This is a genomic window from Mesorhizobium sp. CAU 1741 (assembly GCF_039839275.1).
Classification (GTDB): Bacteria; Pseudomonadota; Alphaproteobacteria; order Rhizobiales; family Rhizobiaceae; genus Aerobium.
This window is the reverse complement of record NZ_JBDOQP010000003.1, coordinates 170,556-197,055: the sequence shown is the minus strand read 5'-3', so window position 1 is coordinate 197,055 and position 26,500 is coordinate 170,556. Positions and strand designations below refer to the sequence as shown.

24 protein-coding genes and 1 riboswitch are annotated in these 26,500 nt (G+C 65.6%); of the genes, 10 read left to right on the top strand and 14 right to left on the bottom strand.

The annotated features are described in order from the left end of the window. Positions 1-66 precede the first annotated feature (66 nt). Positions 67-1,209, top strand: a complete 1,143-nt coding sequence (locus tag AAFN84_RS14615) for a DUF2336 domain-containing protein (protein ID WP_347515336.1) — start codon at positions 67-69, stop codon at positions 1,207-1,209. A gap of 15 nt (positions 1,210-1,224) precedes the next feature. Here the strand turns inward: AAFN84_RS14615 and parE are convergent, their stop codons facing one another. Next, entirely contained in the window at positions 1,225-3,273 is a 2,049-nt protein-coding gene (gene parE / locus AAFN84_RS14610; protein WP_347515335.1) for a DNA topoisomerase IV subunit B, read from the bottom strand. 260 nt (positions 3,274-3,533) lie between these two features. On the opposite strand from parE, the gene cpaB reads away from it, so the two are divergent. From cpaB to AAFN84_RS14565, 9 genes are all read left to right on the top strand, one after another. Beyond that, positions 3,534-4,451 (top strand): Flp pilus assembly protein CpaB, encoded by a 918-nt coding sequence (gene cpaB / locus AAFN84_RS14605; RefSeq protein ID WP_347515334.1) that lies wholly within the window; start codon positions 3,534-3,536, stop codon positions 4,449-4,451. 92 nt (positions 4,452-4,543) lie between these two features. Next, positions 4,544-5,938, top strand: a complete 1,395-nt coding sequence (locus AAFN84_RS14600; RefSeq protein WP_347515714.1) for a type II and III secretion system protein family protein — start codon at positions 4,544-4,546, stop codon at positions 5,936-5,938. A 4-nt stretch (positions 5,939-5,942) separates the two neighbouring features. Continuing rightward, complete coding sequence (locus AAFN84_RS14595) at positions 5,943-6,212, top strand: hypothetical protein (RefSeq protein ID WP_347515333.1); 270 nt, start codon at positions 5,943-5,945, stop codon at positions 6,210-6,212. Beyond that, on the top strand, positions 6,209-7,405 hold the full coding sequence (locus tag AAFN84_RS14590; RefSeq protein WP_347515332.1) for a response regulator: 1,197 nt from the start codon (positions 6,209-6,211) through the stop codon (positions 7,403-7,405). The genes AAFN84_RS14595 and AAFN84_RS14590 overlap by 4 nt, the downstream gene beginning before the upstream one ends. Positions 7,406-7,410: 5 nt before the next feature. Continuing rightward, a complete protein-coding gene (locus AAFN84_RS14585) occupies positions 7,411-8,829 on the top strand; it encodes a CpaF family protein (protein WP_347515331.1) in 1,419 nt (472 codons plus the stop codon). A gap of 592 nt (positions 8,830-9,421) precedes the next feature. Beyond that, positions 9,422-10,372, top strand: coding sequence for a type II secretion system F family protein (locus tag AAFN84_RS14580; RefSeq protein WP_347515330.1), 951 nt, complete (start codon positions 9,422-9,424; stop codon positions 10,370-10,372). Positions 10,373-10,383: 11 nt separating this feature from the next. Then, positions 10,384-11,337, top strand: a complete 954-nt coding sequence (locus tag AAFN84_RS14575) for a type II secretion system F family protein (protein WP_347515329.1) — start codon at positions 10,384-10,386, stop codon at positions 11,335-11,337. 148 nt (positions 11,338-11,485) lie between these two features. Next, positions 11,486-11,956 (top strand): hypothetical protein, encoded by a 471-nt coding sequence (locus AAFN84_RS14570; RefSeq protein WP_347515328.1) that lies wholly within the window; start codon positions 11,486-11,488, stop codon positions 11,954-11,956. A 114-nt stretch (positions 11,957-12,070) separates the two neighbouring features. Then, positions 12,071-13,219: a GGDEF domain-containing protein gene (locus AAFN84_RS14565; RefSeq protein ID WP_347515327.1), complete on the top strand. Its 1,149-nt coding sequence runs from the start codon at positions 12,071-12,073 to the stop codon at positions 13,217-13,219. A gap of 22 nt (positions 13,220-13,241) precedes the next feature. Here the strand turns inward: AAFN84_RS14565 and AAFN84_RS14560 are convergent, their stop codons facing one another. The 13 genes from AAFN84_RS14560 to AAFN84_RS14500 all read right to left on the bottom strand — a co-directional run bounded on the left by AAFN84_RS14560 (position 13,242) and on the right by AAFN84_RS14500 (position 26,476). Further along, positions 13,242-13,745, bottom strand: a complete 504-nt coding sequence (locus AAFN84_RS14560; RefSeq protein ID WP_347515326.1) for an SRPBCC family protein — start codon at positions 13,743-13,745, stop codon at positions 13,242-13,244. A gap of 3 nt (positions 13,746-13,748) precedes the next feature. Continuing rightward, positions 13,749-14,084 carry a metalloregulator ArsR/SmtB family transcription factor gene (locus tag AAFN84_RS14555; protein WP_347515713.1) on the bottom strand — a complete coding sequence of 112 codons (336 nt, stop codon included), beginning with the start codon at positions 14,082-14,084 and terminating at the stop codon, positions 13,749-13,751. Positions 14,085-14,266: 182 nt separating this feature from the next. Beyond that, complete coding sequence (gcvP, locus tag AAFN84_RS14550; protein ID WP_347515325.1) at positions 14,267-17,050, bottom strand: aminomethyl-transferring glycine dehydrogenase; 2,784 nt, start codon at positions 17,048-17,050, stop codon at positions 14,267-14,269. Positions 17,051-17,058: 8 nt separating this feature from the next. Next, the gene (gene gcvH, locus AAFN84_RS14545) at positions 17,059-17,427 is read right to left on the bottom strand and encodes a glycine cleavage system protein GcvH (RefSeq protein WP_347515324.1); all 369 of its coding nucleotides are present in this window, start codon (positions 17,425-17,427) and stop codon (positions 17,059-17,061) included. A gap of 5 nt (positions 17,428-17,432) precedes the next feature. Beyond that, a complete protein-coding gene (gene gcvT, locus AAFN84_RS14540) occupies positions 17,433-18,542 on the bottom strand; it encodes a glycine cleavage system aminomethyltransferase GcvT (protein ID WP_347515323.1) in 1,110 nt (369 codons plus the stop codon). Between the two features lie 158 nt (positions 18,543-18,700). Continuing rightward, positions 18,701-18,786: riboswitch (glycine riboswitch) on the bottom strand. Between the two features lie 110 nt (positions 18,787-18,896). Next, complete coding sequence (fghA, locus tag AAFN84_RS14535) at positions 18,897-19,730, bottom strand: S-formylglutathione hydrolase (RefSeq protein ID WP_347515322.1); 834 nt, start codon at positions 19,728-19,730, stop codon at positions 18,897-18,899. Between the two features lie 272 nt (positions 19,731-20,002). Next, positions 20,003-20,782, bottom strand: coding sequence for an ABC transporter ATP-binding protein (locus AAFN84_RS14530; RefSeq protein WP_347515321.1), 780 nt, complete (start codon positions 20,780-20,782; stop codon positions 20,003-20,005). Continuing rightward, positions 20,779-21,552, bottom strand: coding sequence for an ABC transporter permease (locus AAFN84_RS14525; RefSeq protein ID WP_347515712.1), 774 nt, complete (start codon positions 21,550-21,552; stop codon positions 20,779-20,781). Before AAFN84_RS14525 ends, AAFN84_RS14530 begins: the two co-directional genes overlap by 4 nt. Positions 21,553-21,667: 115 nt before the next feature. Then, positions 21,668-22,618: an ABC transporter substrate-binding protein gene (locus AAFN84_RS14520; RefSeq protein ID WP_347515320.1), complete on the bottom strand. Its 951-nt coding sequence runs from the start codon at positions 22,616-22,618 to the stop codon at positions 21,668-21,670. A 100-nt stretch (positions 22,619-22,718) separates the two neighbouring features. Next, on the bottom strand, positions 22,719-23,360 hold the full coding sequence (locus AAFN84_RS14515; protein ID WP_347515711.1) for a DUF1345 domain-containing protein: 642 nt from the start codon (positions 23,358-23,360) through the stop codon (positions 22,719-22,721). Beyond that, positions 23,360-23,824 (bottom strand): YaiI/YqxD family protein, encoded by a 465-nt coding sequence (locus AAFN84_RS14510; RefSeq protein WP_347515319.1) that lies wholly within the window; start codon positions 23,822-23,824, stop codon positions 23,360-23,362. The genes AAFN84_RS14515 and AAFN84_RS14510 overlap by 1 nt, the downstream gene beginning before the upstream one ends. Before the next feature lie 62 nt (positions 23,825-23,886). Further along, a complete protein-coding gene (locus tag AAFN84_RS14505; RefSeq protein ID WP_347515318.1) occupies positions 23,887-24,645 on the bottom strand; it encodes a hypothetical protein in 759 nt (252 codons plus the stop codon). A gap of 703 nt (positions 24,646-25,348) precedes the next feature. Continuing rightward, entirely contained in the window at positions 25,349-26,476 is a 1,128-nt protein-coding gene (locus AAFN84_RS14500; protein WP_347515317.1) for an S-(hydroxymethyl)glutathione dehydrogenase/class III alcohol dehydrogenase, read from the bottom strand. Positions 26,477-26,500: the final 24 nt, after the last annotated feature.

Here is a 26,500-nt window from a genome sequence, read left to right as displayed (position 1 = left end):
GAACCGTTCGTAAACCATTTTTCTCTAGCGTCGGCGTCAATTGGGGCGGAGTTGGCGTTGGCGTCCATGGTCATCAGACATTTCCTGAAATGGATCGGCAGTGCGAAGGTCGCCGAACGCGCGGCGGCCGCGACCGCGCTCGCCCGTGCCTTTCTCGACCACCAGCTTCCCTTCGAGGATCGCTGCGAGGCCGAAGCCGCGCTGACGCTGCTGCTCGACGATCCCTCTCCGAAGGTGAGGGCGGCGCTGGCCGAGGCCCTGTCGATGAGCAGCCAGGCGCCGGCGCAGATCGTCGCCGCATTGGCAGCCGATCAGCACGACGTGGCAGCCTGCATCCTCGTGCGCTCGCCACTCCTCGGTGACGCCGAACTCATCGATCGTGTCGCCTCGTCGGACGGCCCCATCCAGGCGCTTGTCGCCTCGCGGCCCTATGTCTCGATGAGCCTGTCGGCGGCCATCGCCGAAGTCGGCGAGCTCGAAGCCTGCCTCGCCCTCGTTTCAAATGACGGCGCCGACATCGCCCAGCTTACCTTCCGCCGCCTGGCTGAACGCCATGGCCACGAGGCCGCGCTGCGCGAGCGCCTTCTCACCAATCCGCGCCTGCCGGGCGACTGCCGCCATACGCTGCTGGTCAAGCTCGGCGAAGCCCTGCGAGAGGCACCGCTGGTGCGTGCGCTGATGGGCGCCCGGCGCGCCGAGCGCGTCACCCGCGAAGCATGCATGCGCGCATCTCTGACCCTCATCGAGCACACCCGCACCCACGAGCACGCGGCGCTGGTGGAGCATCTGCGCCTGCGCGGCGAGCTCACGGCATCGTTTCTCGTCCGCGCCGTCGCGCACGGCAAGGTCGACTTCTTCGGCTCGGTGCTGATGGCCTTGTCGTCGCAGTCGGAAACCCGCGTCCGGGCCGTGCTAGCCTCGGGTCGCGATGTCGCGGTGACGGCGCTGTTTCGCGCCGCCGGACTGGCTGCACCCATGCATGGCGTCTTCCTGCGGGCGCTGAAGGTCTGGCGCGAGGTTGCCGCCGGCCGCCGCGTCGCCGGCGCTCAGGAAGTGAGCTGGCTGATGCTCAGGGAAATCGAGAGCACCGCGGAAACGCAGGCCGGTTCCACCGCGCGCGGCGAACTCGCCGCGCTCGTCAAGTCGATCCATCTCGAAGTGCTGCGCGAGAATGCGCGCTGCCACGCGCTTGCCATCGCGGCCGCCTGACCGGGCTGGCTTACGTCAGATGTCGAGTTCGGCGACGAACTCGGCGCGGTCCTGGATGAACCGGAAGCGCGCTTCCGGCTTGGTGCCCATCAACGATTCAACCGACGCCTTCGTCGCCGCCTCGTCGTCCAGCACGTCGACCCGCAGCAGCGTGCGTTTCTTCGGGTCCATCGTGGTTTCCTTGAGCTGCGCCGCCATCATCTCGCCGAGGCCCTTGAAGCGCCCGATCTCGATCTTGCCGCGCCCGGTGAACTCGCTCTTGATCAGCTCGTCCTTGTGGGCGTCGTCGCGCGCATACATCACCTTGCCGCCCTGGCTCAGCCGGTAGAGCGGCGGCACCGCCATGTAGAGGTGCCCACCGCGTATCAGTTGCGGCATCTCCTGGTAGAAGAAGGTGATCAGCAGCGACGCGATATGGGCGCCGTCGACGTCGGCATCGGTCATGATGATGATGCGGTCGTAGCGCAGGTCGTCGTCGCGGTATTTCGACCGCGTGCCGCACCCTAGCGCCTGCACCAGGTCGGCTATCTGCTGGTTGGCGGCCAGCTTGTCGGAGCCGGCGCTGGCGACATTGAGAATCTTGCCGCGCAGCGGCAGCACCGCCTGCTTGGCCCGGTCGCGCGCCTGCTTTGCCGAGCCGCCGGCCGAGTCGCCCTCGACGATGAACAGTTCCGCGCCTTGCGCCGCACTTTGCGTGCAGTCGGCCAGCTTGCCGGGCAGCCGCAGCTTGCGCACTGCCGACTTGCGGCTGATTTCCTTTTCCTGCCGCCGTTTCAGGCGCTCGTCGGCCCGGGCGATCACCCAGTCGAGCAGCTTCGACGATTCGTTCGGATTGTCCGCCAGCCAGTGGTCGAACGCGTCGCGGATCGCCGTCTCGACGATGCGCTGCGCCTCCACGGTGGCCAGCCGGTCCTTGGTCTGGCCGACGAATTCGGGCTCGCGGATGAACACCGACAGCATGCCCGCCGCCGAGATCATCACGTCCTCGGAGGTGACGATCGACGCCCGTTTGTTGCCGACGAGTTCCGCATAGGCCTTCAGCCCACGCGTCAGCACGGTGCGGAAGCCCATTTCGTGGCTGCCGCCCTCCGGCGTCGGGATGGTGTTGCAATAGGAGTTCACGAAGCCGTCGCCGCCATGCCACGTCACCGCCCATTCGACGGAACCATGGCCGCTCTGCTTCTCGCTCTTGCCGGCGAAGATTTCCCGCGTCACCTGGAAGTCCGTCCCCAGCGACGCTGCCAGATAGTCCTTGAGGCCGCCGGGGAAGTGGAACACCGCCTTTGTGGGCGTCTCGTCCTTCTCGCCGATCAGCGCCGGATCGCACGTCCAGCGGATCTCCACCCCGCCGAATAGATAGGCTTTCGACCGCGCCATCTTCAGCAGCCGGGCCGGCTCGAACTTTGCGTTCTTGCCGAAGATCTCTGCGTCGGGATGGAACCGCACCTTGGTGCCGCGCCGGTTGTGCACTTCGCCGAGATTCTCCAGCGGCCCCTGCGGCACGCCGCGCGAGAAACGCTGGCGATAGAGCTTTCGGCCCCGCGCGACTTCCACCTCCAGCATGTCCGACAGCGCGTTGACCACCGACACGCCGACGCCATGCAGGCCGCCCGACGTCTCGTAGACCTTGGAGTCGAACTTGCCGCCGGCATGCAGCGTCGTCATGATGACTTCGAGCGCCGACTTGTCGCGGAATTTCGGATGCGGATCGATTGGAATGCCGCGCCCATTGTCGGTGACGCTCAACGAGCCGTCGGCTGAGAACTCCACGTCGATGAACGTCGCGTGGCCGGCAACAGCCTCGTCCATGCAGTTGTCGATGACTTCCGCAAACAGGTGATGCAGAGCCTTCTCGTCGGTGCCGCCAATATACATGCCGGGCCGCCGGCGCACCGGTTCAAGACCTTCCAGCACCTCGATGTCGGCCGCGCTATAGCCTTCGCTGCCGTCCTTCGTCTGCGGCTTGGTTGCCTTGGCCGCCTGCACCAGCGGATCGGTCGGGCGCGATGGCGGCGGCGTCTGTGGAGCCGGCATGCCGGAGAAGAGATCGTTTGCGTCTTCCATGAAGCCTGTCGTTCGATTGCCTGCGAATCACCGCCGATACTGCCATGGTTCATTGGCCATTGCGACGGGAGTTCCCGTTCCGTTCGGTGAGGCGACCCATCTGTCCACATAGCGGCAATTTTACGGACCGTGGTCGCAATTGGCTAACCAGTGCACCCGAAAGTCCCGGCGCGTCCGGCCCTCGCTACCGTCTTGTTTAGGTTTCCGCCCCAGGCTTGCCGTCAATCACACCAGGAATCCGATTGCCCGGGGGCAGGCGCTTGAAACGTAAAGTCATAGCCATGATCGGCATCGCCGCCGTGTTCGGTGCCGTCTCGATCTTCGTTGCGGACGTCTGGCTGCGCAGCCAGGCAAGCGCACGCATCGAGGCAGCGCCGGTGCTCGTCGCGTCGGCGCCGGACGTCGCGTTCGGCAAGATCGTCGTCGCCTCGGCGCCGCTGCGCTATGGCGCGCCGCTTGACGCCGCGCAGCTCGTGGAAATTCCGTGGCCGGCGCAATCGCGTCCAGAAGGCGCCTTCGCGTCGATTGACGACCTGATGGGCGAGGGGCCTCGCGTGGTCCTCTCGCCGATGGAGCCGAACGAGCCGGTGCTTCTGGCCAAGCTGTCCGGCCCCAACGGCCGGGCCTCGCTTTCCAATCTGCTGTCGCCGGGCATGCGCGCCGTCACGGTGCGCACCGACGAGATCGCCGGCGTCGGAGGCTTCATCACGCCCGGCGATCGGGTCGACGTCGTGCTGACCCGCGATGCCGGTGCGATCCAGGAAGTGTCAGGCAATGCGCGCGGTGCCTCGGGTTCGACGATCGCGACCGAGATCGTCGTTTCCAACGCGCGTGTGCTGACGGTTGGGCAGGGCGCCGACACCCGCGAGACCGGGCCTCAGGTGGTCGATTCCGTCACCCTCGAGGTGACGATGGAAGGCGCGCAGAAAGTGGCGCTGGCGCGCAATGTCGGCACGCTGTCGCTATCGTTGCGCTCGGCGGGCGAAGGTGGCCTGACGCCTGACGGGCTGACCACCATTTCCTCTTTCGGCGGCTCGCTGGGGAGCGGGGTGACGGAGGCTGTCGGCAGCCTGTTCGGCAACGCCGACGAGCCGGCGGGACCGCGCCTGACCACGGTGATCGTCACGCGGGGCATGACTGAAACACAAAGTTACGAAGTGGTGTCGCCTGTCCAGTGACGGGTGGCGGCATGGCTGGCTGGATGGGAGCCAAGGGGACCATGAGACAAAGCACGCCTGCGGGCAAGAATGGCTGGCTGCGCCACTTGCGCATGCCCCTGATATTCCTGGCGGCGTTCGCGCTCGCCTTCGGCGCGGCGCGCGTGGCGCGGGCCAACGGCGACACGATCCAGCTTGCCGCCGGCGGGCACACGCTGGTCAAGGTGGCGAAAGGCAAGCCGCGCACCGTGCGCACCGCCCAGACCTTCTACGAGATCGTCGTCGGCGATCCCGACATCGCCAATGTCACGCCGCTCACCGATCGTTCCTTCTACGTCCTCGGCAACGCGCTCGGCACCACCGGCATCGCGCTGTTCGACGAGAACCGCCAGCTCGTCGCCTCCGTCGACATCGAGGTGACGCTGGATACAGCGCGCCTCGCCAGCACCATCCGCGACGCGGTACCCGGCAGCGCCATCAAGGTCGATTCGGCCAATGGCCGGCTGGTTCTTTCCGGGTCTGCCGAAGACGCGGTCTCCGTCGAGAAGGCGACCAGCATCGCGGCGCGCTTCTCCGACGAGGAAGAGGTCATCAATTCCGTCGCCATCTCGTCCTCGCAGCAGGTGCAGCTCAACGTTCGCTTCGTCGAGGTCAATCGCCAGGTCGGCCAGGAGCTCAGCTCGCGGATCGGCGCGAGCTATGTCGGGCCCGCTGGTTCGTTCTCGTTGAACTCCGACCCGCAGGCCGGCGCGTCGACCGGCATCAGCGACATCCTGGGCAGCTACGCGTCCGGCGGCTTTTCCATCGACTGGGCGATCAAGGCGCTGGAGGATCGCGGTGTCGCGCGTCGTCTGGCCGAGCCGAACCTGATCGCACGTTCCGGCGAGCGCGCGAGTTTCCTTGCCGGCGGCGAGTTCCCCATTCCGGTCTCCACCGACGAGAACAAGGTCACCGTCGAGTACAAGCAGTACGGCGTCAGCCTCGGCTTCACGCCCAAGGTGCTGGCCGATGGGCTCATCAGCCTCGACATCGAGCCCGAAGTCTCGTCCGTCGATACCTCGGCCTCCTATCGCATCGGCGACATCGCGATCCCGGGCTTCATCGTGCGCCGCGCTCAGACCTCGGTCGATCTCAAGAGCGGCCAGAGCTTCATGATCGCCGGCCTGCTGCAGAGCCAGGGCGATCAGGTGATGCAGCGCATGCCGGGCATCGGGCGGCTACCCGTCATCGGCGCATTGTTCTCCTCCAAGGCCTACCAGCGTCGCGAGACCGACCTCGTGATCATCATCACCCCGTATCTGGTCAAGCCGATGGACCCGACCAAGCGCCCGGCGACACCGTTCGATGGCTCGAAGCCGGCCAGCAACACCGACTATTTCCTCGGCAATGTCGAGGAAGTGCGCGCCAATGGCCGTCCGGTCGGCGCGCTCGCTTACGCCCCCGGTGGTGGTGCCGGGGGCGCAAGCGCACCCCTTCCTTCCCACGGCCATTTCCTGGATCTGGAGTGACGCAATGGCCAGCAAGGTGAAACTCCTCCTGCTTTCCGTTGTCCTGCTGCCGCTGTCCGGTTGCATGACCGAGGACGTGTTGCGCTATGACGGCGTGACGCTTCAGGCCGGTGACGCGATTGCCGCCAACACCGCGATGCAGATGGTCGATCCCTGGCCCGTCGGCGTCGAGGACACGCATCTGCTGGTGCCGGCGGATCGCGGCGAGGCCGAGAGCAGCGAAGCCGAAGGAGAAAGCGAACTGGTGCGCGCCGCCACGGGTGTCGCCCGATGAGCACGGCCGCCGCCCGCCGCATTGTCCTCGTTTCGCCCGACCGCGCCTTCGCCCAGGAGGTGCGCTCCGCCTTTGCGACCTCCGAGGCGACGGAACTCGTGACCGTCGAAAAGCCGATCGCCGAACTGCGCGGCGAGCTCCAGGAGGCCGATTGTGGCGTCGTCATCATCGACATGGATGCTTCCAGGATCGACCAGATCGAGGCGCTCCAGCGCGTCATGCGCCGCCTTGACGGTCGCGCCCCGGTCGTCGTCGTCACCCAGGAATTCAACGCGGCCGCCGTGCGCATTCTGGTGCAGCTCCACGTTGCGGATTTCCTGGTCAAGCCGATCACCACCGCCGACCTCGTTCGCTCCTGCATACGTGCGATGCACGGGCCGGGCAGGGCGGAGAATGCCGATTCGCAGATCTACACCTTCATGCCCGCCGCCGGCGGCGTCGGCGCCACGACGCTGGCATTGCAGACCGCGTGGCAGCTCCATCATTCGATTTCGCGCCCTGCCTCCACCTGCATCGTCGACCTGAACTTCCAGCAGGGCGCCTGTGCCGAATATCTCGATCTCGAGCCGCTGTTCGACATCACCGAGATCGAGAACCAGCCGGAGCGCCTCGACCGCCAGCTTCTCGACGTCATGCTGTCGAAGCACGAGAGCGGCCTTTGCCTTCTCGCCGCTCCCACCCAGCCGGCCGAGATGCGCACCTTCAACACCGACGTGGTCCTGCGCATGCTCGATCTCGTCTCGGCCTATTTCGACAATGTCGTCATCGACCTGCCGCGCACCTGGTTCCCTTGGACCCAGACCGTGCTCCTGGGCTCGAACAAGCTCTACATCGTCGCCGAGATGACCGTTCCCTGCCTGCGCCACACCCAGCGCTTGATCAAGGCGATCCAGGAGACGGTCGGCAAGGAGGTCGAGCCGCAGGTGATCGTCAACCGCTTCGAGCAGCGCGCCTTCGACAACGGCGTCAAGCAGGCCGACGTGCAGGAAGTGCTGGGCAACTACTTCGCCGGCGGCATCGCCAACAACTACAAGCTCGTGCGCGAGGCGGTCGATCGCGGCGTGCCCCTGCAGGCGATCGATGCCAACGCCAATGTCGTCAACGACCTGAAGCGCATCATCCTGCCTGAAGAGGCGGCATCGCCGAAGAAGAAATCGCTGTTCGGCCTGCCGTTCATGCGAAAGTCGGGATAGCGCCCATGTCGGCAAGCCGTTTCTCCATGCTTCAGGCCCGCGCGGCCCAAGCCCCGCGTCCTTCCCGTTCCTCGGAGCGCGAAGTCGTCGTCACGATTCCCAACTCCCGCAAGCAGGAACCCGAGGTCAGGCAGGAGCAGTCCAAGGCGTCCAACCGGGTTCTCGAGGCGCGCATCCGCATCCACCGCATGCTCATCGAGGAGATCAATCTCGTCGCGCTGGAACGCCTTCCCAAGGACGAGATGCGCCGCCAGGTGCACGATTTCGTCACCGAGAAAACGCGCGAGGAGCGTATGGCGATCAACTCCGCCGAGCTCGACGCGCTGGTCGACGACATCGTCGACGAGATGGTCGGCCTCGGCCCGCTGGAGCCGCTGCTGAAGGACCCTACGATCAACGACATCCTGATCAACGGTCATGAGAACTGCTTCGTCGAACGGCGCGGCAAGCTCGAAAAGATCCACGTCCCGTTCAAGGACGAGGCGCATCTGCTGCGCATCATCAACAAGATCGTCGCCGCCGTCGGCCGCCGTGTCGACGAGAGCCAGCCTATGGTCGACGCGCGAATGCTGGACGGCTCGCGCTTCAACGCCGCCATCCGGCCCGTCGGCGTCGACGGCCCGCTGGTCTCGATCCGCAAATTTTCCAAGAACAAGCTCGGCCTGCACAAGCTGGTCGAGTTCGGCGCCATCACCCACACCATGGCGGAAGTGCTTGCCGCCGCCGTCTACGCCCGCAAGACCACGATCATCTCCGGCGGCACGGGCACCGGCAAGACGACGATGCTCAACGCGCTGTCGGCCTTCATTCCCGAGGACGAGCGCCTCATCACCATCGAGGACGCCGCCGAACTCCAGCTCCAGCAGCCGCACGTCGCTCGCATGGAAACCCGTCCCGCCAACATCGAGGGCCATGGCGAGATCCGCCAGCGCGACCTCGTCAAGAATGCGCTGCGCATGCGCCCCGACCGCGTCATCCTCGGCGAGTGCCGTGGCGAGGAGGCGTTCGACATGCTGCAGGCGATGAACACCGGCCACGAGGGCTCGATGGCGACCATCCACGCCAACACGCCGCGCGACGCGATCAGCCGCCTCGAACAGATGCTCGGCATGACCGGCATGCCGATGACGGTCGCCTCGATCCGCTCGCAGATCGCGTCGGCGCTCGACATCATCGTGCAGTTGACCCGCCTTGCCGACGGCCAGCGCAAGGTCACCAGCGTCGCCGAGGTCACCGGCATGGAGGGCGACGTCATCCAGATGCAGGAAATCTTCCGCTTCGTGCGCACCGGGACCGAAAACGACGGCCGTATCGTCGGCCATTTCGAAGCCACCGGCATCCGCCCGCGCTTCCTCGAAGACCTCAAGGCCATGGGCATCGAATTCGACGGCAAATATTTCGAGCCCGGAAAGCCGCAGGAGTGAACTGGTCGGAGATGGACACACCCTACGTTGCCCCCCTCTGTCCTGCCGGACATCTCCCCCACGAGGGGGGAGATTGGCCTTCATCACACCTTTCGTCCGTTCGTCAGCATGGTGGATTGCGCGTAACCAATGCGGCATCTGATCTCCCCCCTCGTGGGGGAGATGGCCGGCAGGCCAGAGGGGGCCAATGTCGAGCTCCATCCTCTGCGCCTTCGCCAACCACCGGCCTCGCAGGATCAGCGCCAAGAAATGTGAAGGCTGATCTCCCCCTTCGTGGGGGAGATGGCCGGCAGGCCAGAGGAGGCCAATGTCGAGCTCCATCCTCTCCGCCTTCGCCAACCGCCGGCCTCGCAGAATCAACGCCAAGAACTGTGAAGGCTGATCTCGCCACTCGTGGGGGAGATGGCCGGCAGGCCAGAGGGGGCCAATGTCGAGCTCCATTCTCTGCGCCTTCGCCAACCACCGGCCTCGCAGGATCAACGCCAAGAACTGTGAAGGCTGATCTCCCCCCTCGTGGGGGAGATGGCCGGCAGGCCAGAGGGGGGCGCCGTAGAGCTGCGGCCTTTCTGACCAGTGTCCCCGGGGTCCCCACATGACCGCGCTCTACCTCATCTACGCCGCCGCGGCGATCACCGGCATACTCATCGCCGAGGCCGTCTTCCTGATCTATTCCGGCCGCAACGACAGGCGCGTTGCCGTCAACCGCCGCATGCGGCTGCAGGACAGCATGCTGTCCCAGCAGCAGGTGCTCGTCCAGCTCCGCAAGGAGCGCGGCGTCGATGGCGCGAGCCTGTTCTCGCTCAACGGCCTGCGCAAGCTGCGCGCCCAGTCCGGCCTGGTGATGCCGATACCGCGCTTCCTTCTCACCACGACCGGCGCGGCGTTCGGCATCGCGCTGCTGCTCGCCTATTTCGGCGTGCCGTTGCGCATGGCGCTCCTTGCCGCGCTGCCGCTTTGCGCGATCCTGCCGCTCATGACGCTGCGCTTCCTGCGATCGCGGCGTCACAAGCTGTTCGGCATCCAGTTGCCCGAGGCGCTGGAACTGATCACGCGCTCACTCAAGGCCGGTCATCCGGTGCCGGTCGCGATTGCCATGGTCGCCCGCGAGATGCCCGATCCGATCGGCACCGAGTTCGGCCTCGTCGCCGACGAAGTCACCTTCGGTTCAGACCTCGTCACCGCTTTGCATGCGATGTACCAGCGCGTTGGCCATGACGACCTGCCGCTCTTCGTCACCGCCGTCTCGATCCAGTCGAGCTCCGGCGGCAATCTGCGCGAAATCCTCGACGGCCTGTCGACCGTCATCCGCGAGCGCGGCAAGCTCAAGCGCAAGGTGCGCTCGATATCCACGGAAGGCCGCATGTCGGCCTATATCCTGAGCGCCATCCCCGCTTTGCTGGCCGCCGGCATCATGGTCATGATGCCCGAATTCTATGCCTCCATCTGGCATGTGCCGATGACCTGGTATCTGCTGGGCGGTTCGGTGGCATGGCTGCTCCTGGGCAACGCGATGATGTTCAAGATGGCGAATTTCAGGTTCTGACGATGGGCGGCGTGGCTGAACTTTTCGGGTTTTCCGGGCCCCTGCCGCTGTGGCCGCTGGCGCTGCTGCTCCTGCTTGGCGGCGGGCTTGCCGCCGCATGGCCGCTTCTCGCCGGTTTCGGCGACCGGGGCGATATCAAGCGCCGGCTCCGGGCTGGCACCGACAAGGAGGCCCAGGCGCCGAAGAAGGACAAGCCCAGGGGCGCCAACGCCGTGCGCGAGCGTGCCGCCAAGTCCGCGCACGAATTCTACGCCAAGGCCGATCCGGAAAACGTCGCGCGCCTGCGCATGCGCCTTATTCAGGCCGGCTACATGGACCCCGGCGCCGTCGGCGTCTTCTTCCTCATCCGTTTCGTCGCTCTGGTCGTCGTCGGCATCGTCGCGTTGGTCATCGCCCGCGTCTATGGCGAGGCATCGACGGACATGAACCGCTGGATCTTCGTCGGCATCGCCGCGATCATCGGCTATTTCATGCCGTCGCTGATGCTGTCGCAGAAGATCAAGACCAAGATGATCGAGTACCGCAACGGCTTTCCAGACTTCATGGACCTGATGATCGTCTGCTCGGATGCCGGCATGAGCATGGAGGCGGGCATCGAGCGCGTCTCCAAGGAACTGGAGGCGACCTATCCCGCGCTCAGCCAGAATCTGCGGCTCGTCTCGATCGAGTTGCGCGCCGGGCGTAGCCTCGACGGCGCGCTGAAGTCGCTTGCCGACCGTCTCAGCCTCGACGAGGTTCGCTCCTTCGCCACGCTCCTCCAGCAATCCAAGGAACTCGGCACCAGCCTGTCGGGCGCTCTGCGCGTATTCTCGGACGAGATGCGCCACAAGCGCATGTCGCTTGCCGAGGAGAAGGCCCACGCGCTTCCCGCCAAGATGTCTGTGCCGGTGACGGTTTGCATCCTGCCCGTGGTGCTGATGGTCGCGATCATCCCGATCATCGTGCGCATGACTGCGATGGAATGATTCCGCGTTCCGCTCAATAGCCACGCTCTTTTGCTTAACGCGCGGTTACCGCGACCCTTCCAGATTGCGCCCATTCCCCCACCGAAGCTTAAGCGGCATCGGCTATGGTCGACCAAAGTCGGAATTCCGACAGGGGATGCCAGGGGCCATGTTTCGCAAGACAGGAATACTCGCGGCCGCGATCGTCGGCATGATGGTCTTGACCGGCTGCCAGACCGCCGCCATCGACACGACCACCACCAGCGCCTTCGGCGCGCCAAGGGCGATGCCCGGCGCCGGCGACCTCGCTTCGGCCAAGTCGCATTTCCGCCAGGCCAATTACGGGCTTGCCGAAAAGCATTTCCGCAAGGCGGTCGAGCTCGACGCGGCCAACGCCGAGGGCTGGCTCGGTCTCGCCGCTTCCTACGACCAACTCGGCCGTTTCGACTTCGCTGACCGTGCGTATGCACAAGCGCTCAAGCTGGCGGGCCGCCGCCCGAAGATCGTCAACAATATGGGCTATTCCCACCTCTTGCGCGGCGACAAGGCGCAGGCCCGCGCGTTGCTCATGGAGGCCAGGGCCGGCATGGCAGACAAGCGGCTCGTCGATGCCAATCTCAAGCTGCTCGGGGAAGGGTAGGACGCCAAGTTCCTCGGACTGCCGCCGCCTGCGTTAACAGGTGGTGAAGATTTTTGCGGGACGATCGTCCCGATCGCCAAGTCCGTCGGAGGCCCCAGCGCGGAGGATGCGCCGATGCTCGACATCAATTCGCTGCTTCTCGCCACGGCAATTTCGGGTCTGTGCCTGAGCTTCACCGTGATTTCCTTCTGGCGCGTCAATCGCGGCAGCGGCTTCATGGTGACCTGGGCTGCCGCCATCGTCGTCCTCGTCGGCCACGTCGCCGCCTTCTGGCTCTACGACCAGACCCTGTCGCCGATCTTTGGCACCGTCGCTTGCGCGCTGCTGCCCCTTGGCGCGATCGGCCTTTACGCCGCCAACCGGCAATATGCCCACAGCACGAGCCCGATCCCCATCATTCTCTCGATCGCCATTCCCTATCTCGTTCTGGTGCCGCCGGTCTTCGCGCTGGGCTATGACGGGCTGGCCCTGGTCGCCCAGAACGGGCTGACGGCAGCCATGTTCTATCTGTGTGCCTGGACCTGCTTCAGCGCCCGGCGCGGCGCCCTGTTTTCGCTCTCGTCGCTATCCGCGCTGTACCTTCTGCTTGGCGTCTCGTTCTCGCTCTGCGGCCTCGTCCTGCTTGCGCAGGGCCAGTGGTCCATCGGCTATCCGCCCACCAATTGGGCCGAGGACATCAATGTCGTCATGTCGGTCCTCGGCATGACCGGCGTCGGAGCCCTGACCTTGCTCCTCGACCAGTCGAGAATCGCCGACAGCTTCCAGCGGGCCGCAATGATCGACCCGATGACCGGGCTCTTGAACCGGAGAGCGCTTCAGGCAGCCCATGCCGGGCCCTTCGGTCCTCGGAAGGCGGTGGTGCTGTTCGACCTCGACCACTTCAAGCAGGTCAACGATCGTCACGGCCATGCCGTCGGCGACGAGGTCCTGAAGGGTTTCGCGCGCGCCTTCCAGGATAATGCCCGCAACGTCGACCATGTCATCCGTCTCGGCGGCGAGGAGTTTGCCATGGTCATGGACGGCGTGTCGCCTGAGCAGGCGCGCAAGATCGCCGAGCGCGTCCTGTCCGCCTTCGCCGCGATTGTCTTTCCCGGCGCCGAGGTTGAGAGTTTCTGCTGCACCGTCAGTGCCGGCATTGCCTTTGGCGACGACAACATGCCGAGCCTTGAGGACGTCATGGCCCGCGCCGACCGCGCGCTCTATACCGCCAAGCGGCTGGGCCGCAACCGCATCGAAGTCGGCGAATGGCGCCTCGCGGGCTAGGCTCCGCGATCACCCCCTCTGCTCATTTCCCCGTCCGCTCCGCAACGTGGCGGGCCAGCTTGTCCAGCGTCTGGCCGCCATATTCGACGGCGCCGAAGCCGATCCCGGCTTGCCGTTGCTCCCTCGACGGGTGCATCTGGCGCAGCGTGAGCACGGTCTTGCCATCGCTTTGCTCATCGAAAGTGACGAGCATCCTGAATCGGCCCGGGTCGTCATCCTGGTCCGAACCGTGCTCGACTTCGATCCGTGCGTCGGCATCCATGCGCAGGAAAACCATTCGGTTGGTGTAGCGCGTGCCATCGCGCGCGACCATGTCGAAGCGCCACATTCCTCCTGGACGCAGATCGATTTCCTTGGTTTCGATGACCATGCCTTCCGGTCCGAACCACTGTTGGATCTGGTTGGGGTCCGTCCACGCCGCGTAGACGACGCCCCGGCCGGCGTCGATCACGCGCGAGATGACGATTTCACGATCGATGGGCCAGTCTCGCCACGGTGAGTGGGTGTTCTCTGATGCTTCTCTCATGTTCTAGGCCTCCCTCTTCATGCGTTCGATGTGGGCTTCCATGCGGTCGAGGCGCGTTTCCCACGCGGCGATATGTTGCCGTAGCCACGCCTCGGTCGCGTGCAGGGCGTGTGGATCGATGCTGCAGGTTCGCACGCGTCCGATTTTCTCGGAGCTGACGAGCCCGCTCTCCTCGAGCACCCGCACATGCTTGAGCAGCGAGGGCAGGGCCATTTCGAACGGCTCGGCAAGCGCACTGACGGTTTTCGGCCCATCGCAAAGACGACCGACGATCGCCCGTCTCGTGGGATCCGCCAGAGCGGAAAATGCCCTGTCCAAGTCTGTAGAAAACTTAGCCATGGCGGAAAGTATTGAACACCGCGCGGCCGCGGTCAAGGAAAACTTTCAGACTTGGCTAACTGTTGCACCTCCTGCATTCATGCCGAGGTTCACGCCAGACAGAAAAGGCCCGCGCGCCGGCGCGGGCCTCTGATGGCTGCAACAAACGTCCCGCAGGTGGAAAACCGGCGGGGTTGCTTTCCTCAGCTCGCCAGCGCTTCCACGGGCGGGCAGGCGCAGACGAGGTTGCGGTCGCCCCCGACATTGTCGACGCGCGATACCGGCGGCCAGTACTTGCCGGCGAAGTTTCCATCGCCCTGCGGGAATGCCGCCACCTGCCGGGAATAGGGGTGCGTCCACGCGTCCGCCATCGTCTCCATCGCTGTGTGCGGCGCGTTGACCAGCGGGTTGTCGTCCTTCGGCCAAGTGGCGTCGGCAACCTTCGCCGCCTCCTCGGCGATGCCGATCATCGCCGCACAGAAGCGGTCGAGTTCGCGCTTCGGCTCGCTTTCGGTCGGCTCCACCATCAGCGTGCCCGCAACCGGCCATGACATGGTCGGCGCATGGAAGCCGTAGTCGATCAGCCGCTTTGCAATGTCCTCGACGCCGATCCCTGCGCTGTCCTTGAGAACGCGGGTGTCGAGGATGCACTCATGCGCAACCCGCCCGTTGCGGCCCTTGTAGAGCACCGGATAGTGCGCCTTCAGGCGTTCGGCGACGTAGTTGGCCGACAGGATCGCCGTCTCCGTCGCCCGCTTCAGGCCGGCGCCGCCCATCATCCGGATATACATCCAGGTGATCGGCAGGATCGATGCCGATCCAAACGGCGCCGCCGCCACCGCATGCGCCGATCCGATGTCGACATGACCGGGCAGGAACGGCGCCAGATGCGCCTTGACGCCGATCGGACCCACGCCCGGGCCGCCGCCGCCATGCGGGATGCAGAACGTCTTGTGCAGGTTCATGTGGCAGACATCCGCGCCGAGATCGCCCGGACGCGCGAGCCCGACCAGCGCGTTCAGATTGGCGCCGTCGAGATAGACCTGCCCGTCATGCTCGTGCACCGCCTTGCAGATGTCGCGCACCGCTTCCTCGAACACGCCATGCGTGGACGGATAGGTGATCATCAGTGCCGCCAGCCGGTCGGAGAACTGCGCAGCCTTGGCCTTGAGATCCTCGACGTCGATGTCGCCGTCGTCCGTGCACTTGACCACCACCACGTCCATGCCGGCCATCGCCGCGCTTGCCGGGTTGGTGCCATGGGCGGAGGAGGGGATCAGGCAGACGGTGCGGTTGGCGTCGCCGCGCTCCAGGTGAAAGCGGCGGATGGCGAGCAGCCCCGCATATTCGCCCTGGCTGCCGGCATTGGGCTGCAGCGACACTGCGTCGAAACCGGTGATCTCGGCAAGCCAGCCTTCCAGCTCGTCGGTCATCGCGGTGTAGCCGGCCGAGTGCGAGGCCGGAGCGAACGGATGCAGATCGGCGACCTGCGGCCAACTCACCGGCATCATCTCGGCCGCCGCGTTCAGCTTCATCGTGCAGGAGCCGAGCGGGATCATCGCGCGGTCGAGCGCCAGGTCCTTGTCGGCCAGACGCCGCAGGAACCGCATCATCTCCGTTTCCGAGCGGTTTTCATGGAAGACCGGCTGCGTCATGAAGGTTTTTCCGCGCGGTTTGCCGGGCAGCGTGCTCTTCGCCTCCGCCGCCGCCGCGACCCCGAAGAGGCCGGCAATCGTCTGCAGATCGGCCTCGGTCGAGGTTTCGTCGAAGGTGACGCCGATGCGATCCTCATCAATGACACGCAGCAGCAGGCCTGCTTCTTGTGCCTTTGCGGCGATCGTCTTCGCCTTGCCGGGAACGCTCACGGTCACCGTGTCGAACAGCGGCGCGTCGATACCCAACCCGGCCGCGAGCCGGCTCGCCAGCCCGTTCACCCTGCGTGCGATCGCCTGCAGGCCCTCTGGTCCGTGCCAGATCGCATAGGCGGTCGCCATGTTGGCCAGCAGCGCCTGCGCGGTGCAGATGTTCGACGTCGCCTTGTCGCGGCGAATGTGCTGTTCGCGCGTCTGCAGCGCCAGCCGATAGCCCGGCCGTCCATGCGCATCCGTGGATTGGCCGACGAGCCGCCCTGGCATCAGCCGCATCAGCGCGTCCGACACCGCGCAATAGGCGGCGTGCGGGCCGCCATAGCCCATCGGCACGCCGTAGCGCTGCATCGAACCGACGGCGATGTCGGCCCCGAGTGAAGCCGGCGCCTCGGTCAGCGTCAGCGCCAGCGGATCGGCCACGAAGATGACGATCGCGCCGGCGTCCTTCGCCTTGGCAATGATGTCCTTGGGGTTGCCGTAGACACCGTGGGTGTCGGGCCATGGCACGATCACCGCCGCCGTCTCCGCGCCGATCTCGTCCACGCCGATATTCATCCCCAGCGGCTCGGCGCGTGTCTTCACCACGTCGAGCGTCTGGGCGTGCAACTCGCCTGCCAGCACGATGTCGTTTCGCTTCGAGCGATGATGCCGCCATGCGATGCCTACCGCCTCGGCGACCGCCGTCGCCTCGTCCAGCAGCGACGCGGACGCGACCGGCAGTCCCGTCAGCTCGCTCACCAGCGTCTGGAAGTTGAACAGCATTTCCAGCCGGCCCTGGCTGATCTCGGACTGATACGGCGTATAGGCCGTATACCAGGCGGGGTTCTCGAACAGGTTGCGCTGGATCACCGGCGGCACGTGGACGCCATGATATCCCGCGCCAATAAAGCTCTTCAGCACCTTGTTCCGATTCATCTTCTCTGCCAGCTCGGCCAGTGCCTCGGCCTCCCCGGCGGGTGCGGGCAGGTCGAGCGGACGGTCGAGCCGGATCGACTGTGGCACCGCCTGGCTGATCAGCGTCTCCAGCGATGGCACGCCGAGCGCGGCGAGCATCGCGCGCATGTCGGCAGGTCCCGGGCCAATGTGCCGGTCGGCGAAAATGGCTTGTCTGTCGGTCATCGTGGCGCCTATCCAATCATCGCATTGTAGCCGGCTTCGTCCATCAGCCCTTCGAGCTGGGCCTCGTCGGCAAGCTTCATCTTCCACAGCCATCCGTCGCCGGTCGGCGACGAGTTCACCAGCGACGGATCGGACGAAAGCGCATCGTTCACCGCCGTGATCTCGCCATCGACCGGCGCATAGACGTCGGAGGCGGCCTTGACCGACTCGACCACCACGGCCGGATCGCCTTTCGAGACGGTCTTGCCGCTTTCCGGCAGTTCGACGAAGACGAGGTCGCCGAGCTGCTCCTGCGCATAGTCGGTGATGCCCACGGTCGCGATACCGCCCTCGACGCGGATCCATTCGTGGTCTTCGGTGAAATAGGTCGTTGCCATGCGGATTATCCTTTGCGGTAGCGATGCTGCGTGAAGGGAAGAGGATGGATGTCGACGGGCACGCGGTTGCCGCGCACCTCGGCGAAGATCGGTCTGCCTGCGGACACGTCGTCCGCGCCGAGGTAGCCCATGGCCACAGGGAACCCCGCGGACGGCCCGAACCCGCCTGACGTGACCGTTCCCACCAGCCTGCCCTCGCCATCGTACAGTTCCGCGCCGGCGCGCACCGGCTGGCGGCCCTGCGGCTTCAGCCCAACGCGCCTTCTTGCGGGCCCGGCGGCAATCGCCGCCCGCAGCGCGTCCGCGCCGATGAACGCGCCGCGTTCGCGCAAGCTCTTGGGGATCGCCCACATCAGCCCGGCATCCACCGGCGTCGTCTGCGGCGTGATGTCCTGCCCGTGCAGGCAAAGCCCTGCCTCGAGCCGCAGGCTGTCGCGCGCCGCCAGTCCGATCCACTCGACGTCTTTGGCTTCAAGCAGCGTCTCGGCGAACGCCTTCGCCTCGCCCGTCGGCATCGCGACCTCGAAACCGTCCTCGCCCGTATAGCCCGAGCGGCTGGCGAACCAGCCGTTCCGGGGCTCGATGCCGCGCATGAAGGTGAGGTGCGAAAGATCGAGCCCGGCATTGGCAAGCGCCGCTTCGGCTGCCGGTCCCTGCAGCGCCAGGAAGACGCGGTCGAGCGGCTCGACGGCGCAGTCGAACTCCGCTGCCACTGCCTTCAGGTGCGCCTCGTCCTCAGCCGCGTTTCCGGCGTTCGCCACCACCATGAACCGCGCGGAACCCAGCCGGGTGACGATCAGGTCGTCGATGATGCCCGCATCGTCGTTGAGGAAGAAGGTGTATTTCGACTGGCTTTCGTCCAGCGCGTCCGCCTCGATCGGGCAGGCGCGGGACAGCGCCTTTGCCGCGTCCGGCCCCGTCAGCAGGAAGAGCTTCATGTGCGAGATGTCGAACAGCCCGGCCTTCTCGCGCGTGTGCAGGTGCTCCTTGAGCACGCCCAGCGGATAGGTTATCGGCATCGACCACCCGGCAAAGCCTCCGAAGCGCGCGCCTGCGGCCTCGTGCAAGTCTTTCAGCGGAAGGTTTGAGAGTTCGCCCGTTTCCGTATCTGCCATCTGACCTCCAGAGCAGCACCAACCCGCCGCTGGATTGCGGCAAGTTCGCGCCCCTCTGTCGGAAGCCTGAGAGACTTGGCCAACCGGAACCCTGTCGGTCGACCTTACACCTTCGGCGCGGGAAAGCTGTTCAGCTTCCCGACTTTCCAGAGCGTCTTGACCGGCCTACGGTTCTTTTGCCTGAGAGATTTCGGGCGATTTCCCCTTCGGCGGCAGCAATGCTGCTCTCTCCCGCAAACCGGTAGGACTCCCTTGCGGAAGCCCTCGACGAATCCGTTCTAGCCTATGCCGGCAGCCGTGTCATCACGCGGCATCGACGTTTCTGATCGGCCGATAGCGCCGGTAGATCGCCGCTCAGCCCAGCCGCTGCGCGTGCCAGCGCAGATGGTCGTCCATGAAGGTCGAGATGAAGAAGTAGGAGTGGTCGTAGCCCTTGCGCAAGTTCAGCGTCAGCATCATCTCGGTGCCCTTGATGGCATCCTCCAGCAGCCACGGCCGCAGCCCGTCGTCGAGAAAACCGTCGGCGGTGCCCTGGTCGACCAGCAATTCCGCAAACCGCGCCCCGTCCTCGATCAGCGCGCAGGCGTCATGCGCGCGCCACGCCGCCGGGTTTGGCCCAAGATATTTTTCCAGCGCCGGCTTCGACCATTCCGCCGTCGAGGGTTGCACGATCGGTGCGAAGGCGGAGCACGAGCGGAAGCGGTCCGGGTTCTTGAGCGCGATCGTCAGGGCGCCATGGCCGCCCATCGAATGCCCGAAGATGCCTTGCCGGCCCATGTCGGCCGGAAATTCTGCCTCGATCAGCGCCGGCAGTTCCTGGGTGACGTAGGAATACATTTTGTAGTTCTTTGCGAACGGCTCCTGCGTCGCGTCGACATAGAAACCGGCACCCTTGCCGAACTGCCAGTTGTCCGGCTCGTCCGGCACGTCGTCGCCGCGCGGGCTGGTGTCCGGGCATACGATGATCAGGCCAAGCTCGGCGGCGAGCTGGCGATACTCGCCCTTGTCCATGACGTTCTGGTGCGTGCAGGTCAGGCCCGACAGGTACCACAGCACCGGGCAGGGGCCGTTCTCCGCCTGCGGCGGCACGAACACCGCGAACGTCATCTCGCAATTGCAACGATCGGAAGCGTGGGAATAGACACCCTGAACGCCGCCATGGGAATGGGAGGTGGAAAGCGTTTTCATGCTTCCGGGTTATCCGATGTGCGCGGCCAAGTCGATAAGCGGAATGCGTTCAGACCGCCCGCGTGACACCATCGCGGCGCCCGACTTCAAACGTTCACGCTGCCCCGCCTGTCTGCTGGCATCCTCTCCCCGTTTAAGTCGACGCACTCCCCAAAGCCCCTATGCGATAGTCCTGCCGTTTACGGGGAGAAGTGCCCGGCAGGGCGATAGTCCAGATCCATTGTCGTCCAGGTGGAGACCACACAACGCGCCACGCCTTGGGCAGCCCGCCGTCACGTCACCTTCATTGCCTCTTCGCGGATTTCCTCGGTCAACCGCACTTTTAGGTCGAGGAAGTCCGCTTCCGCCTTCATCCGGTAGTGGCGCGGATGGGGCAGGGGTATCGCGATGTCCGCCTTGATGCGCCCGGGCCGTGCGCTCATCACCACGCAACGGCTGCCAAGGAAGATCGCTTCCTCGATGTCGTGGGTGACGAACAGCACCGTCTTGCGGTCGGCTTCCCAGATGTCGAGCAGCAGTTCCTGCATAAGCCCGCGCGTCTGGTGGTCGAGCGCGCCGAATGGTTCATCGAGAAGCAGGATCGCCGGATCGTTGGCAAGCGCGCGCGCGATCGCCACGCGTTGCTGCATGCCGCCGGAAAGCTGCTTCGGCAGATGGTGCTCGAACCCCTTCAGCCCGATCTTGCCGACATAGCCGGCGACGATCTCGCGCCGCTGCGCCGCCGGCATGCCCTTTTCACGCAGCCCGAATTCTATGTTCTGCGCCACGGTCAGCCACGGAAACAGAGTGTAGGACTGGAACACCATGCCGCGATCGGCCCCCGGTCCGGTCACCTGCCGGCCCCGCACCGCGACGCTGCCTTGCGTCGGTTCGTCCAGCCCGGCAACGATGCGCAGCAGCGTGGACTTGCCGCAGCCGGACGGCCCGAGGATGGTGACGAAGTCGTTTTCCTTCACATGCATGTCGATCGGCGTCAGCGCGGTAACGGGGTCGCCGCCGCGCTGGCCCGGAAAGATCCGCTGGACGCCCTTGATGTCGACGGCCGCGCTCATGCCAGGCTCCACGGAAACATCCGGCGGTTGGCTTCCTTGAAGAGGAAGTCGGAGACCAGCCCGATGATGCCGATGACGATGATGCCGAAGATGATCTGGCCGGTGTTCAGCAGCGCCTGCGAATCGACGATCATGTGGCCGATGCCGGAGGATGAGCCGATCAGTTCGGCGACGATCACATAGGTCCATGCCCATCCGAGCACGAGCCGCAGCGTCTCGGCGATCTGCGGTGCCGACGCCGGCAGCAGCACGCGGCGCACGATGCCCGCGTCGCTCGACCCCAGCGTATAGGCGGCCTCGACCAGGTCGCGGCGGGTCTGGCCCACCGTCACCGCCACCATCAGGATGATCTGGAAGACGGCACCGATGAAGATGACCAGCAGCTTCTGCGTCTCGCCGATGCCCGCCCACAGGATCAGCAGCGGTATGAACGCCGACGCGGGCAGGTAGCGTGCGAAGGAAACGAAGGGTTCAAAGAACGCTTCCACCGTCTTCCACGCGCCCATCGCGATGCCGAGCGGCACGGCGATGATCGCGGCCAGCACGAAGCCGCCGAAGACGCGCCAGATCGTCATGCCGATGTCGTACATGAAGCCGAACCGGGTCAGCAGCAGCCAGCCTTCCTCGATCATCCGCGTCGGGCTGGCGAGGAAGATCGGCGTCACGAAGCCGCCATAGGTGGCGATCGACCACACGATGACGAACAGGACGAAGAAGCTGATGCCGAGCAGAACCCGGGTCGAGGGCGACACCGGCTGCAGGGGGCGCAGATAGCGGGGACGGGAACGGTCGGACATTGAGCGTTTGGCTCCGGCTGGGTCGCAGCCAATCAGGGCCTCTCCCCGATGTCTGGGGAGAGGCGGTCTGCAGGTGCATGGATGCGGGCTATTCCATCCAGCTCGTGTCGATCAGGGTCTCCGTGTCGGGGATCTCCCGGATGATGCCGATCTTTTCGAGCAGCGGCCCGGCCTTGGAGTAGAACTCCTGGATGCCGCTGCTCATGAATGCCTTGTTGGCTTCCAGATCCTGCCACTGCAGGTAGCCGGCCGACTTGCCGAATGCCTCGCCATCCTGGTTCACGTCGGCGCCCATGATCCGATACGCCTCTTCCTGGTCGCTCTCGATCATCGCCAGCGCGTCGTAATAGCTGGAGGCGAGCGCCTTCACGGCTTTCGGATTGGCCTCGATGAATTCAGGCGTGCAGCCGAATGAGTCCATCACGATGGGGTAGTCCAGCGTCGTCGCGATGATCTTGCCGGCGTCGGGATTGTCGCGCACCGTCGACAGATAGGGCTCGTAGGTCATGGCCGCATCGTTCTGGCCCGCCACGAAGGCCTGTGCCGCCGCCGACGGTTCGAGGTTCACCACCGTCACGTCATCCAGCGTCAGGCCGTTTTCGTTGAGCATCCATGCCAGCACGAAATAGGGCGAGGTGCCCGGCGCCGATGCCGCCACCGTCTTGCCCTTGAGGTCGGCGATCGACGCGATGTCGCTGCGCACCGCCATGCCGTCCGCGCCATACGACATGTCGAGCTGGAAGAGCTGCTTGATCGGCACGCCGTTGGCGTTCCAGATCATGAAGGTCTCCACCGTCGTCGCCGCGCACTGGATGTCGCCGGACGCGATCGCCAGGTGCCTGTCCTTCTGCGGGATCTTCTTGATGTCGACCGCCAGGCCGTTCTTCTCGAACAGGCCGGCCTCCTTGGCGAGCGTCAGGGGGGCAAAGCCGGTCCATCCGCTGATGCCGATGGTGACCGGGGTTTCCTGCGCCTGTGCCTGGCTCGCGGCCAGTGCCGTCCCCAGCGCCAGGGATGCTGCGATGATGGTCCGCTTCATGTCTGTCTCCAGTGTTCCCTTGTTCTTTTCTCCTCCCCGCGACGGATCGGAGCACGAGCCGCCGGAACCTGTCAATTGAAAGTGCACATTCGCAAACTGCCTAATTTCCAAGCGCCACCGCTGCGTTGACGGCGGCCGCCACCAGCACCGTGTTGAAGAAGAACGACACGATCGCATGCACCAGGTTGGTGGCCCGCATCAGATGCGTGGTGATCGCCACGTCCGAGGTCTGCGCCGTCATGCCTATGACGAAGGAGAAATAGGCGAAGTCGACGCCGCGCGGCGCGTTCGTGCCGGGGAAGTCGAGCCCGCCCAGCATGTCGTCCTCGTCCGGCGTGGCCGGCTGCGGCTGCCAGTAGAGATGCGCGTAGTGGATCGCCGCCATCATGTGGATCGTCATCCAGCCCAGGGGCACGGCGAGCAGCGTCAGAACGATTTCCGGCAGCGACGGCAGGCGCTCGGTGTTAAGCAGCACGAACAGCGCCACGACCGCGCTCGCCACGGCGGCGAAGGTCACCGCGAAGATCACCAGCACCGGCAGGTCGCTGCTCGCTGCGTTGGCGCGCAGGTAAGCCGCCGTCATCTTCGGCAGGAAGCTCACCGTCAGGGCGAGATAGGTGGCGAAGAACACGGTCGAGCCCAGCGGCAGTGCCACGCCGGGCTTCCAGGCAACCGCGCCGGCAGTGGCGACGAGCCCGGCCGCGACCGCGACGTAGAACGGCCAGTGCCGCCCGGCCGGCATCATTGCCCCGTCGAACGCACGGCGCGCCGCACCGTCTGGTCCAGCGCCGACAGGAAGGCCGAGCGGTCCTTTGCCGAAAACCCCGGATTGTAGCCCTTGATCTCGCCGCTCTCGCGCAGATGCTGCTTCAAGTCGCGCATGGCCACCGCCATGCCGATCGATTCCGGCGTGAAGGGCCGCCCGGTCGGACCCAGCACGTGCACGCCTTTCTCCACCAGCCGTGCGGCCAGCGGCACGTCCGCGGTGATTGCGATGTCGTTGCCGCCCGCGTTGTCGACGATCCAGTCGTCGGCAGCGTCAGCGCCCTTGCCGACCACGACATTGCGGATCATCGGGTCGCGCGACGGCCGCAGCCCGCCATTGGAGACGAAGGTGACCAGCAATCCGTGGCGCTCGGCCACCTTCACCACCTCGTCCTTCACCGGACAGGCGTCCGCGTCGACGAATATCTGGATTGTTTGCATGCACCCGCGCCGTGATTCTGGACCGGATCCGATCCTAGCCCCGCGGTGCCGGCCTGCGAAGCCTATTCAGGCAGATGGCAGCGCACCAGCGTCGCGGCATCGTCGATGGTCAGCATGTCGGCCTGGGGCATCTCCAGCGTGATCGCGCGCTCCTCCATATCGCCCTCGGCGATGCAAGACGCGGCCACCGTCGCGGAACCGTCGGTCATCGGTGTCTCGGCAAAGTTGCACACCGCTTCGTAGCGGCGGATGGTCGTCGGCGTGATCACCGCCATCAGCTCCACCGGCTCGACGTCGATGCGCGCGCAGGAGGCTGCATCGCCGGCCCACACGCCGACATAGTCCGGCCCGACACCTGCCGGACCTGCCTGGGCTGCGGCTCTCGTGTCGGCCCGCAGCTCGGCGGATGGTGCAAGCACGGCGTCCGCATCGCCGGTCACGGGTTCCACCGGGCGATCGGCCTCGTCGATGCGATCCTCCAGCGCGTCGACGCCGGCCGCGAAGTCCTGCATGGCGCGTTCCGTGATCTCGTTGATCACCACGCCGAGCTCGCGGGCATAGTCGCGCGCGCGCTCCAGCGCCGGCCCGGCATCCTCCAGCAGTTCCTCCGTGCGTTCGCGCGCATCGCGCGCCAGTTCGCCGGCACCCTCGAGGATCGAGCCGGCACCTTCCTCGATGCGATCGATCGCGTCGTCGGTCGAGTCGTCCTCGGCGGGCGGGGTCTGCGGCTCCTCGACCGCCGCCGGCGGCTCCTGTGCCTGCACGACGGTGTCGTCGTCATTGCAAGCCGCGAGCGCCAGCAGCGAAATACCGGCAGCCATCAGCGGAATCCTGGACCAGATCGTCATCGTTGAAACCCTCATTCAAACGCCCATCAGCCCCGTAAGAATGCTCCGGCGCAGGGGAAGTTCCCGCGCGGGCCGCTGGAGCTCATGCGCAACATGCATTGTTCCAGCATGGATCCCCGGGCGCCCACTGGAGGTCGATGCGCAGTCGGCATCGTTCCGGCATGGATGCTCGGGTCAAGCCCGAGGATGACCAAAGCGGGATGCCCATGCCAGGTTCAACCGTCCGAAGCTCCTCCCAACGCCCCCGCAATCGTCATCCCCGGGCTTGACCCGGGGATCCATGCCAGAACGCCAATCAAGACCGCAGCGGACGACCGAGTGGCCCCCAAATGCACCACCACCGAGCTGATCCAATCACCCGCCTGCATCCAGTCGCCGCCGCGCCGGTCCCGCGCGGTCTGCCTGGACCAGCACCCACCTCTCAACCTCGTCATCCCCGGGCTTGACCCGGGATCCATGCCGGAACGCCGATAAGACCGCGCCGGTCGCCCCCGTGGCCCCCAATGCACCACCACCAAGCGGATCCATTCACCCGCCTGCATCATGTCGCGGCCGCGCCGGTCCCGCGCGGTCCGCCGGAACTGGCACCCACCTCCCAACCTCGTCATCCCCGGGCTTGACCCGGGGATCCATGCCTGAACGCCGTTCAACACCGCAGCGGACGACCCCATGGCCCCTAATACACCACCACCGAGCGGATCGATTCGCCCGCATGCATCAGGTCGAAGCCCTTGTTGATCTCGTCCAGCGACAGCGTATGCGTGATCATCGGGTCGATCTGGATCTTGCCTTCCATGTACCAGTCGACGATCTTCGGCACGTCGGTGCGCCCGCGCGCGCCGCCGAAGGCGGTGCCCTTCCAGGTGCGCCCGGTGACGAGCTGGAACGGCCGCGTCGCAATCTCCTGGCCGGCGCCGGCAACCCCGATGACGATCGACTCGCCCCAGCCCCGGTGAGAACATTCAAGGGCTTGGCGCATGACCTTCACGTTGCCGGTGCAGTCGAACGTGTAATCCGCGCCGCCGATCTGGTCGGCGCCGCGCTTGGTCATGTTGACGATATGGGCAACCACGTCGCCGTCGATCTCGGTCGGGTTGACGAAATGGGTCATGCCGAAGCGCTCGCCCCATTCCTTCTTGTCGTTGTTGATGTCGACGCCGATGATCATGTCGGCGCCCGCCAGTCGCAGGCCCTGGATCACGTTCAGGCCGATGCCGCCGAGGCCGAAGACGGCCGCCGTCGCGCCGATCTCCACCTTCGCCGTGTTGATCACCGCGCCGATGCCGGTGGTCACGCCGCAGCCGATATAGCAGATCTTGTCGAACGGCGCGTCCGGGTTGACCTTGGCAACCGCGATCTCCGGCAGCACCGTGTGGTTGGCAAAGGTCGAGCAGCCCATATAGTGGAAGATCTTGTCCTTGCCGATCGAGAACCGGCTGGTGCCGTCCGGCATCAGGCCCTGGCCCTGCGTGGCGCGGATCGCGGTGCACAGATTGGTCTTGCGCGACAGGCAGGACGGGCACGTGCGGCATTCCGGCGTATAGAGCGGAATGACGTGGTCGCCCTTCTTCAGGGAGGTCACGCCGGGCCCGACATCGACGACGACGCCCGCACCCTCATGGCCGAGGATCGCCGGAAAGATCCCTTCCGGATCGGCGCCCGACAGCGTGAACTCGTCGGTGTGGCAGATCCCGGTTGCCTTGACCTCGATCAGCACCTCGCCCTCGCGCGGCCCCTCGAGGTCCACCTCCATGATTTCCAGCGGTTTTCCGGCGGCTGTGGCAACGGCGGCGCGTGTCTTCATCGGGCGATTCCTCATAAGGCTGTT